6 protein-coding genes are annotated in these 11439 nt (G+C 54.8%); all 6 read left to right on the top strand.

What is annotated here, in order from left to right; all coding sequences use genetic code 11:
• Positions 1–48: 48 nt before the first annotated feature.
• The 6 genes from ACR0AA_RS02935 (at position 49) to ACR0AA_RS02910 (ending at position 11305) form a co-directional block, all read left to right on the top strand.
• Complete coding sequence (locus ACR0AA_RS02935) at positions 49–279, top strand: hypothetical protein (protein ID WP_170518819.1); 231 nt, start codon at positions 49–51, stop codon at positions 277–279.
• A 14-nt stretch (positions 280–293) separates the two neighbouring features.
• Positions 294–2564: a TOMM precursor leader peptide-binding protein gene (locus ACR0AA_RS02930; RefSeq protein WP_480666382.1), complete on the top strand. Its 2271-nt coding sequence runs from the start codon at positions 294–296 to the stop codon at positions 2562–2564.
• Positions 2565–2588: 24 nt separating this feature from the next.
• On the top strand, positions 2589–3107 hold the full coding sequence (locus tag ACR0AA_RS02925) for a hypothetical protein (protein WP_480666383.1): 519 nt from the start codon (positions 2589–2591) through the stop codon (positions 3105–3107).
• Positions 3108–3211: 104 nt separating this feature from the next.
• The gene (locus tag ACR0AA_RS02920) at positions 3212–4438 is read left to right on the top strand and encodes a hypothetical protein (RefSeq protein WP_480755414.1); all 1227 of its coding nucleotides are present in this window, start codon (positions 3212–3214) and stop codon (positions 4436–4438) included.
• Entirely contained in the window at positions 4435–5748 is a 1314-nt protein-coding gene (locus ACR0AA_RS02915; protein ID WP_480755413.1) for a tryptophan 7-halogenase, read from the top strand. The genes ACR0AA_RS02920 and ACR0AA_RS02915 overlap by 4 nt, the downstream gene beginning before the upstream one ends.
• The gene (locus ACR0AA_RS02910) at positions 5741–11305 is read left to right on the top strand and encodes an AAA family ATPase (protein ID WP_480755412.1); all 5565 of its coding nucleotides are present in this window, start codon (positions 5741–5743) and stop codon (positions 11303–11305) included. The genes ACR0AA_RS02915 and ACR0AA_RS02910 overlap by 8 nt, the downstream gene beginning before the upstream one ends.
• Positions 11306–11439: the final 134 nt, after the last annotated feature.

The following is an 11439-nucleotide window of genomic DNA, read 5'->3' as shown; positions in this document are numbered from 1 at the left end:
AATCAATACAAATGTGCAGACGATAGTCAACCAACGGAGGAATACTCAATGACAGCACCAACGAATGAAGACTGGGGTAAAATGCATGCAAAAGCCTGGAAAGACCCGGAATTTCGGACGCTGCTCGAACAAGACCCAACCGCCGCAGTAAAGGCATATGGCGAAGAAATCGGCAAGACTTTTTCAAAGATCGTGAATGTCGGAGATAAACCCGACGACGTTCATGATGATGATCTCCACGAGCATGATACTGCTGTTGCGCCACCGGCCTGCTGCTGAGGGCAAGCGCTCTTATGTACGACAGTGCCCTTGCGGCACCACGGTTCAAATCCAGCATCAAGGCAATCGTAGTTCCCGAAGAAGGCTTGTACTTGTTCAACGAGCAAGGTCACGTCTGCCTGAAGTCTACGATTTTTTCCGATCTGGCACCTTTTCTGGACGGAACACAGTTGGTCGAGGATATCTTCGGCCAACTGTGTCAGAGCTATGCCAGCGCCGACATTCTCTCTGCTCTGGACCTGCTCAAAAAGCGTGGATTTCTGGCCGAACGCAGCTCGGTGTTGCCGCGCGACCAGCAGGCCTTTTGGGAGTTGGCGGGGGTGAACCCTGCTGAAGCGGCAGAGCGTGTGAAAAACACGCCGGTAGATGTCGTCTGCATTGGCCGAATTGGCGGCAGTCTGCGCGCGCTTCTCGAAAAAAACGGGGTGCGTGTCGTTGATCGCGGCGAGTTGAGCGTTGTTGTAACCAACAACTATCTTGCCGCTGAATTGGACGCATTGAACAAACGGTTTGTTGCAGAAGGTCGGCCGTGGATATTGGTCAACCCAGGCGGCATTCAAAGCTGGCTAGGCCCTGCATTTCTTCCCGGTGAAACAGCGTGCTGGGAATGCCTCGCAAATCGTCTGAGATGGCACCGTCGCGTCGAAACCCATATTGGCACACTTTCAGGTTTGGCCGGCACCCGCCTCGCCCCAGAGTCCAACAATGACACTTCGCAGATCGCAGCACTGGCAGAAATCGCTACTGAAGTGACCCGTTGGATCGGCGTCGGCGGCCCGTCGGTGTTGGCTAACCGGGTGATCAGCACGGACCATTTGTCGATGGAACGGCAGGAGCACATTCTGACACGCCGACCGCAATGCCCGGTATGCGGTGACAATTCCACAATGCCCGAAACACCACCTAAACAAAATCTACAGCCGCGCCCCAAAATTCGTGGCTCAGATGGTGGGCATCGGTCTTGTCATACCAATGATGTGCAGGCTATTCTGGATCGAAATGTAAGCCCGATCACCGGTATTGTTGGCTCACTCGACCCGGGTGTTCGGGGTGGTTTTTCCGGCCAAGGGTCTTGGATCACGCCAACCTACTCCGCCGATCACAACTTTTCTGACCTGCATGACACCCGGTTTTTTCTGCGCGAAGGACTTCGGCGGCGATCAGGTGGAAAAGGTCGCAGCCCAGAGCAGGCGCGTATCAGTGCGGTGGCTGAGTCCCTGGAACGCTACTGTGGCGTTTTTGATGGCACCGAGCCTCGGCGCCTTGCCGCGCTCAAGGACCTAGATGCACCGGTCATTTTACCGAACGAATGCCAGGGCTACAGCGCTCAACAATATGCGGATCGTGCTGCGCTTAATTGCAAAGACCACAAAGCATACTGGGTGCCGGAGCCATTTGACCGGGGAGCCGAAATCGAATGGACACCGCTTTGGTCGCTGAGCGATGACACCATGCGATACCTGCCGACATCAATGTGCTATTTCGGCTATCAAGGCACCGGATCCACCTATGGACGTGCGGATTCCAACGGCTGCGCCGCTGGCGGCACACTGGAAGAAGCTATTCTGCAGGGTTTGCTGGAGCTGATTGAAAGAGATGCCGTTGCGATCTGGTGGTACAACAGGCTGATCCGCCCCGGTGTTGATATCGAAAGTTTCCGTGACACGTACGGGCGCGACCTGGTGTTGTATTACCAGCAGATAAACAGAAACCTACGGGTGATAGATGTAACAAGCGACATTGGCATACCTACCTTTGCGGCCATTTCGGGCAGAATAGACAAGTCCGAAGAAGACATAATTTACGGGTTTGGCTGTCATCTCGATCCCGAGGTGGCTCTGTCGCGGGCGCTTACGGAAATAAACCAATCTCTGGAAGCCGTCCCAAAAGTGGGCGGTACGGCCGTCGAAACGACCTATCTCGGCAGTTCCGAAGCGATAAACTGGTGGCGGACAACACGCCTGTCCGAAGCCAGCTACCTTGTACCCGACACCAAGCAACCGATGCTGAAGCTGAATGAAAGCGAAAGTCTGGCAAGTGACGACATTCTCTTGGATATCGAAGCTTGCGTATCGCGTTTGAAACCCGTTGGCATTGATGTCCTGGTTCTCGACCAGACTAGGCCAGATGTGAACTTTCCAGTGGTACGGGTTGTGGCCCCAGGCCTGCGCCATTTCTGGGCCAGGTTTGGACCAGGGCGCCTTTATGACGTGCCCGTGCGTCAGGGGTGGCTTTCTACGCCAACCCATGAGCAGGACCTGAACCCCCACGTGATACAATTTTGACCCATTGAGTGAGGACCCCCCCAGATGACTAGCAGCTATTTCGACTATGCCCGTCCATTCGACATCATGATCGGAATGTGGACCGGCCACTCAATCGTTTATGACAACAAGGGGAAGTACCTCTACACCGGACCCAGTATCCTGACGATCGACTGGAAAGAACCCGGGAAAGTAATGCACTACAGGCAGGAAGACCTTGGAAGCCTGGACGAGCTGATACAAGAGCACGAACATGGTAAGGCGCTTAAAGATCTGTTTGTGCTGCGTGAGTTTGAACTGCAGGTCGACGGCAAGTCCTGCGAATCGATCACCGGTGACATCAAAGTCCACGGTGTCGAGAGTTCCCCCGGAACCTACCTGTTTCATTTGAACTTCCCGACCGGGGACTACTACAACAATCAGTATTTCCTCAATCCCAATCAGCGCCGGATAATCGGTCCATTTGTGCCCCGCGATGCAGAAGGAAGGACAGACGGTTTCCAATTTGTCGTCTCGCAAACCTTTGAGCGAATTTCCTACGACGTCCCCGAAAACGCGTTCTGACTCCCGTGCCAAACCCAGCCGTTCCACAGCCAGCTCAGTCACGATTGAAAGGCGACCAAGCGCTTGTCATTGGTGGGGGTATTGCGGGACTGCTTTGTGCAAACATGCTAAAGGACCGTTTTGCCAATGTTACGGTTCTGGAACGGTCAAACTACGTGGAACCTTCGGATGGCGCACCCGCAACACGCCCCGAAGTGCCGCAAAGCCACTGCCTGCACATGTTGATGGGAGCTGGCGCCCAAGCTTTTGACGAACTGGTTCCGGGTTGGCGCGGCGAATTGATTGCACGCGGTGCGGTGGCTTATGATGCGGGTGCAGATGTTGCCATGCGGGTGGCCTCAGGGTGGTTGCCGAGGATTGAAACTGGCATAACCCTCTATGGCGCTTCACGCGGGCTCATCGAAAACGCGCTGCTAGCAGTGCTACGCGAAGCCCGCAATGTGACGATTCAAACGGTCCAGCGCGTCATCGGGCTTGAGGTCTCGCGGGATGGCGAACGCGTATGTGGTGTGAGGCTTCAGTCGACCAACGGCGCTTTACAAGTTTTAAACAATGTTGATGTGGTTGTGGATGCCAGCGGTGCCGCCTCGCGTCTGCCACGCTGGCTTGCCGGGATTTATGGCGAGCAGCATCAGATCGCCCGGACCGAAGTCGCACCGGGTCGGCAGTATGTTTCACGATGGGTGCGGTTGGCACCAGATCAAACCCCGGACTGGCAAGGCCTTGCGTTGGCGCCGACCCATGGACGTGCAGGGATGATGATGCGGGCAGAGAACGATCTGTGGGGGGTGGTGCTGCAAACTCCCGAAGATGTCGCATTGCCGACCAATGACGAGACTTTTCTTGCGTCAGCGGCGATGCTACCAGCTACAGAACTTTATGACGTCCTGAAACGCGCAGTGCCGGTGACGCCCCCGCATCTGTTTGGTCGCACCGCAAATCGCCGTCGGCACTACGAACAATACTCCTTCTGGCCAGACAATCTGTTTGCAATAGGTGACAGCGTCTGTGCGCTTGACCCCTATGCCGGGCTGGGTATGACGGCGGCAGCCCGAGGTGTTCAGTTGCTGCAAGGTTATCTGAATCAGCCAGACCTTAAGACAATCAACACGGCAAACCGCTTCCAGTCTCAACTTGCCAAGCATAACCAGTTGCCCTGGATGATCGCAACGAACGATTGGACAACAGCTGCGTCGCAACCCGGTTTGGCAGATCAGATCAACAGCCTTACACGGGCTGCCCCTTTTGATCCTTCTTTGGCCATAATGTTGTTGGAACTCCAGCATATGCTGCGCACACCGGAAACCCTAACGAATGAGGCTGTTTCATGAAAATTGCTGTACTGGGCGGCGGAACGGCCGGTTTCATTGCTGCAGCCCACATGACCCGCTATTTCCCGAATGCTGAGCTGTGGCACATTTACGATTCCCGCATCCCGACAATCGGTGTCGGAGAAGGAACAACACCACGCTTTCCTTTGTGGCTGGACGAGGTCACAGGCATCGGACCGGACGAACTGGGCGCGCGTTGTGGCGCGACAGTAAAGCTTGGGTCACATTATGAAGGATGGGGATCAAATAGCGCGGATTTCGTGAACAGGTTTCAGCCACCGCGTCTTTTCGGATACCACTTTGACGCCGGTCGTGTGACAGGGATTATCAGTGATCATGTACGGGCAAAGCAGCTTGATGCCCGGGTTGTGTCCCTTGAGGTTTTGCCCGGCGGCGTTGCCATCGGTTTTGAGGATGGCAGTCAACTGGACTGCGACTATGTGTTGGACGCGCGGGGATTTCCTGCGGGAGCTTGGACGCAAGCGCCGGAAGATCCCGAGATCATTCGCATGGATTGGATACCTACTGGCCGCGCGATGGTCCGCCGTCTGCCCCCCAGTACCGAAACCAGCATGTCCCGTTTAATCGCCCGACCGCATGGGTGGATATTCCAAATCCCGCTGCGGGACTGGACCTCCTGCGGGTATGTCTTCAATCCTTCACTCAGCAGCGACGAAGACGTTCTGGCGGACTTCGACGTTTTTCTCAAAGAAGAGCAGGTTGAACCAACGGAAATTCGAGTGCGTGTCAGTTTCCCGAACTTCATGCGCCGCAACTGGTTTGACGGTCGCGTTTTCACCATTGGCAACGCCGCGTCATTCGTCGAACCACTTGAGGCCACGGCCATCGGTGCCACGATCATGCAAGTCCGCATCGCGCAGCGCTGGATGACGGAACACCACCCGCAAAGTGCGCCGGACGTGGGTGCCGTGGAACACGCGAACCGGACCATGCGCTCTTATGTCCTGCGCAACTCACTGTTTATTTCCTGGCACTACGCGCGTGGATCGCGATGGGACAGTTCGTTCTGGAACTTGGCTTCCCGCAGTCTTGAGCGCGCGCGCGGGCATGAGTTCCTGGCGGGCCATATGAATGCGATGACCGATTTTCTGGACGTTGGACGCGACTTGCCCGGCACAGAAATCGGAACCTGTATAGAACAGGATAAGTGGGAGCGGGAAATACTGCCAAAGCTGACGAAATTCATCCCGTTTGGCAACTTTTCGGAACTCAACTTTGCACAAGTCGGCCATGGTATAGGATACTATGGTGCAAACAAAATGTCGGTGGGTGACAGCGCAAATGGCTAACGTGCAGATGTCTTTTGTTCCGGGGTTCCAATTGTCCGAAACTCTCTATGAAAGCTCCAATTCGTTCGTGTTCCGCGCAACGCGCGACTCTAATGGGGAACGCGTTGTCATAAAAATCCTCAAAAGCGATTTTCCCAGCGCCAGCAGGCTTGCGCGCTTCCGCAGCGAGTTCGAGATAACCAGCGGTCTGAACCTACCGGGCGTGATCAAAGCTCTGGACTTACAGCGCCATGACAAATCGCTCATGATGGTCCTGGAAGACTTCGATGGAACCTCTATCGCAGAGTTGCTGTCGACCCGGGCAATGTCACACGAAGAATTCATTGAAACCGCTATTCAGATTGCCCGCTCTGTTGACGGCATTCATCAGGCGCAGGTCATCCACAAAGATATTTCGCCTCAAAACGTGCTCATCAATCCGGGCACTGGCGAGGTGAAACTGATCGACTTCGGGATTGCAACGCAGTTTTCGACCGAGCACCCGATCCTGAAAAGCCCCGAGGTTCTGGAAGGCAGTTTGCCCTATATTTCGCCCGAACAAACCGGGCGCATGAATCGAACGCTTGACCATCGCACCGACTTTTATTCGATGGGCGCGACCTTCTACGAGATGCTCACAGGTGTGCCGCCTTTCGAGGTTGACGACAAACTAGAGCTTGTACACTGCCACGTTGCCCGCGAACCTGTTCCTGCCCATAGGCAAAACCCGGACGTATCACTGGCACTGTCCAAGATTGTCCAGCGAATGATGGCCAAAAAGGCCGAGGATCGCTATCAAAGCGCCCTTGGCATCATTGCAGACCTAGAAGCAGTACGGCTTGGCGTCAATCTCGACCAGTTTGTACCGGGTCTCAAGGATCGTACGGAGCGTTTTTCGGTCCCTGAACGACTTTATGGTCGCGATCAAGAAGTGCACACATTGCTCGAAGCATTTGAAAGGGTGCGTCAGGGACCAGCCGAGATGATGTTGGTGTCCGGCTCGTCAGGTGTTGGCAAGACGGCACTGGTGAACGAAGTTCATAAACCGATCACCCGAGCGCGCGGTTATTTCATCAAGGGTAAATTCGAACAGTTCAAGAAAAACGACCCATATTCGGGCCTTACGGTCGCATTGCAGGACCTTGTGCGGCAATTGTTGACCGAAAGCCAGACGCGTCACGCAACCTGGCGCAAGGACCTAAACGAAGCTTTGGCCCCGAACGCATCGGTCCTTCTGGATGTTGTGCCGGAACTTGAGTTGATCATCGGGCCACAGCCTGCTGCACCAGAGCTGGACGCCACAGAGGCCATGAACAGGTTCAACCAAACCGTTCGCCGGTTTTTGCGCGCGCTTTGTGCCCACGACCGGGTTGTCGTCCTGTTTCTGGACGATCTTCAATGGGCCGACAGCGCGACGCTGGGGCTTTTGAAGGTTGTTTTGACCGGCGATCAGATCGGGCGGCTACTTTTGATTGGCTCGTATCGCAGCAACGAAGTGGACGCGATGCATCCCATGTCGCTGGCACTTGAATCGGTTCGGGAGGCTGGCGGGCGTCTGTCCAATTTGTCGCTTGCGCCACTTGGCGTGCCCGATATCGCAAACTTGATTGCGGACACGCTCCATTCGGACGCGTCACAGGTTATCGAACTGGCGCAACTCGTGGTGCAAAAGACGCAAGGCAACCCGTTTTTTGCACGGCAGTTTCTGATGGACCTGCATCACGAAAAGCTGATTGTCCAAAAGACAGTAAACTCCAGCGTATCCACGAAATGGACATGGGACATCCAGGCGATCCGCGCGGTACAGATCACCGACAATGTGGTCGACCTTCTGTTGGAAAAACTACGCAGGTTGGAGCAGGGCACACAATCAGTCCTGCAAATTGCGTCCTGTATGGGCAACCGATTTGACATCGACACGCTCGCGCTGATCTTAAAAATCGAACCTGAGGAAGCGTTTGACCGCCTGCTGACGGCCATTCGGAAAGAGATGATCCAGCCGCTTTCTGATTTGGTCGTGACGGAAACGGATAACGTCTTGTCCCCGCTTGTCGTGCGGGACTTTGAGTTCCAACACGACCGTATTCAGCAGGCCGCTTATGATCTAATCGACACTGACAGTCACAACAGCGTACATCTTGCCATTGGGCGCCAGCTCAGAGCCCGGTTGACATCGGAAGAGTTGAATGACCGAATTTTTGAAGTTGTCGATCAACTCAACATCGGGCGGGACAGAATGGAAGACCGTGCCGAGCAGCTCGATCTTGCGCATCTTGACCTCATTGCCACACGCAGGGCTTTTGACTCGGCTGCCTATGAGGCCGCACTGTCTTTTGTGAACGTTGCGTCAGAGCTTTTGGGACCGAACGGCTGGGACGAAAACTATGAGCTGATGTTTGAAGCTCAGCGCCTGTCCGCATCGCTCGAATACTTGACGGGCAATTTCGAGCGATGCACGGAAATTGTGACCACAACGTTGGCACACGCACGAACTGACCTCGAAAAGGCGGAAATCTTCTTCACGCGTATTGCACAGCATACTTTGCTGATGGAATTCGACGAAGCTATTGATGCAGGTATCAAGGCCCTGGGGCTCGTCGGCGTCCAGATGAGCCTCGATAATCTGGAAGAATCGGGCCAAAACGCGATCGGCCAGGCTGCGGCGATGCTTGGGGCCACAAACCCGGCGGCGCTTTTTGACAATGCAGATGTCGACAGCCCTGAAATCGCGCTGGCACAACGCAGCTTGCGGCATCTGACCATTGCGGCGTTCCTGAACAACCAAGAGTTATTCCCGCTGATTGTCGGCACCTCGGTACAATTGTCATTGAAGCACGGTAACGCGCCGGAATCTGCACTGTTTTTTGCCAATTTTGGCCTGATCCTCGGCGCGTTCATGGGCAAGTACCGCGAGGGTGCGGCATTCGGTGAGCTGTCCTTGCGGCTCTGCGACAAGTTTGGCGCACGTGCCCCGACAGCAACTGTGTGTCTGGTTACCGGCGTGGAGCTCATCCCGTGGGTGCAGCATGTACGTAATGCGATACCCGTGATCGAACGGGGTTATCGCGAGGGGATGGATTCAGGCGACATTCTTTGGGCGGGGTATCTGGTAATGTACCGCGTCGTGATTGACAGCTTCGCGGGCAAACCGCTTGAAGACATACTGGATGCGATGCCAACCCAGTTGGACACCATCCAACGTGCGCAAAACCACGGTGCTGCTGCTGGCATTAACGCGTATCGGCTGGTGCTTTCAACGCTGGCGGGACGTACGCAATCCAGCACAGATTTTTCCACCGAAGATCTGGACGAAGCAACATTTCTGGCCGGGTGTGAAGAGAACCAGATGTCCATGGCCATCTGTTTCTATAGAATTCTAAAAGCCCAAGCCCTTTATGTGTTCGGGCGACCGCAGGAAGCGCTTGCTGAGACGCGTTTGGTAGAGCCGATCCTCAGTTTTGTCGTCAACCATCCCTGCCTTGCCGACCATCTTCTCTATCAATCGCTTTCAATCGCCGCGCTTCTTCGGGATGGCGAGCCCGATCCCGATATGCAAAGCCGTCTGGAGGCAAATCACGAAAGGCTGAACCAATGGGCGGAGTCCGGCCCGGACAACTTCCTGGCTAAAACCCTTATCGTGAGGGCGGAAATTGCGCGTCTGAACGGCAATGATGCAGATGTGCTGGACCTGTTGGACGCGGCCATTGACGCAGCACAGAAGGGCCGGTTTCTACAGGATGAGGCCTTGGCGTGTGAACTGGCCGCGCGACACGTGATTGAGCGTCGACCCAGCGCTCGGATCGGTTCGATGTACCTGCGCGATGCGCGGCATGCCTATCGTTTGTGGGGCGCGCATCGCAAAGTGGAAGAGCTGGAGCTGGAGTTCCCTCAACTCCTCACCGAACACCGTGATCGTCGCGCAACCACGCAACAGATCACTGAAAGCCTGACCTCAACTACCGAAAAAACGACCAATCAATTCCTGGGACAGGATCTTGACCTGAATACGCTGCTGAAGGCGGCTCAGACGATCTCAGCGGAAGTGGTCCAGGGGCCGCTTCTGGATCGGTTGCTTGGAATTCTGATCGAAAACGCCGGTGCTCAACGCGGCGTGCTTTTGCTTGCACATGGCGACGAACTGATGATCGAGGCAGAGGTCAGCGTTACACCCGAGGTTGGTACATTCCAGAATCCCGTTCCTCTTGATTCCGACCAAGGATCCAGAATTCTCCCGACCAGCGTAATCAATTTCACGGCGCGAACGCACGAGGTCGTACTGGTGGACGACGCTCAGCTTGACGAGCGTTTCATGGTTGACCCGCACGTTCAGCAAAATGAAACGCGTTCCGTTCTGTGTCAGCCTATACTCCACCAGAACGAATTGATTGGCCTGGTCTATCTGGAAAACAATCTGGTGAATTCGGCCTTCAAACCGGAACGAGCGCAACTGCTGTCGCTGCTTTCAGGACAGATTGCCGTTTCAATGCGCAATGCTGAGATCGTTGAACATCTGGAAGAAAAAGTTCGCGAGCGGACTGAGCAGCTTGAGGTTCACGCAAAGTTTCTTGAACAGACGTTCGGTCAGTTTCTGGCCACGGAAGTTGTGGACCAGCTGTTGAAATCGGCGGATGGGGTGGACTTCAGCGGGAAGAAAACCACGGTTACCATGTTGATGTCAGATCTGCGGGGCTTCTCGACCCTTTCTGACGAGTTGCCGCCGGAAAGCATCGTGGCAATGCTGAATACATATCTCAGCGAAATGACCAACGTCATCCAGAAATACAATGGCACAATTGATGCCTTCATCGGCGACGCGATCTTGGTGGTGTTTGGAGCACCCTTGCAACGGCCCGACGATGCTGACCGCGCTTTGGCTTGTGCGTTGGAAATGCAGCAACGGATGGGTTGGGTTAACGAGTGGAATACCAGAAATGGCTTCCCGGAAATTGAGATGGGCATCGGTCTGAACACGGGTGAAGTCGTTGTTGGCAATATCGGTTCTGATAAACGCGCCAAGTATAGCGTTGTGGGTAGAACAACCAACCTGGCAGCAAGGATCGAAAGCTACACTGTCGGTGGCCAGATACTGATCGCAGATAATACGCGCGAAGCCGTCAAAACGCCTATTGAACTAGGAGCGATGCGCACGGTTGAGCCCAAAGGTTCTGGCGATCCTCTGAAGCTTTATGAATTACTTGGCATCGGGGGCATCTACGCGATCACCCTTTCATCGCAATCTGTGGAGATGGCAGACATCAACTTGCCCGTTGCGCTCTCGTACAGAGCCGTTGTCGGTAAACAGGTCGTGGGTGTGGCGCAGCACGGCCAGCTTCTGAAGCTTTCTCCCGTCGCAGCGTGCATACAATCCGATACAGCACCAAAGCCTTTCAGTGATCTTCAGTTCCAGATCAAGTGGCAAGGCGGGTCTGGCAGCGATCTGACGCTTTACGCTAAAGTAATGGACCAGCACCATGACGATGGTTGTTTTATGGTGCGCTTCACAGCGGTGTTGCCAGATGCGCGTGCGACCCTTGGTGAGATTATTGAGAAAAACAGAATGTTACACAATGGCTCCTGAACTCTAGCGTCATGACCCATTGATTTCCGTTTTGCGGCGTGATTCACGGTTCAAAAACGAGCGGTGAACATGTCTGATCTCTTCTGGCTTGCGGATGCGCAAATGGCGCGTCTGGAGCCCTTCTTCCCGAAGCC

The organism is Ruegeria sp. CE8 (genome assembly GCF_056537465.1).
Note: the sequence above shows the minus strand (reverse complement) of the source record. Positions and strands in the feature narration are given on the sequence as shown.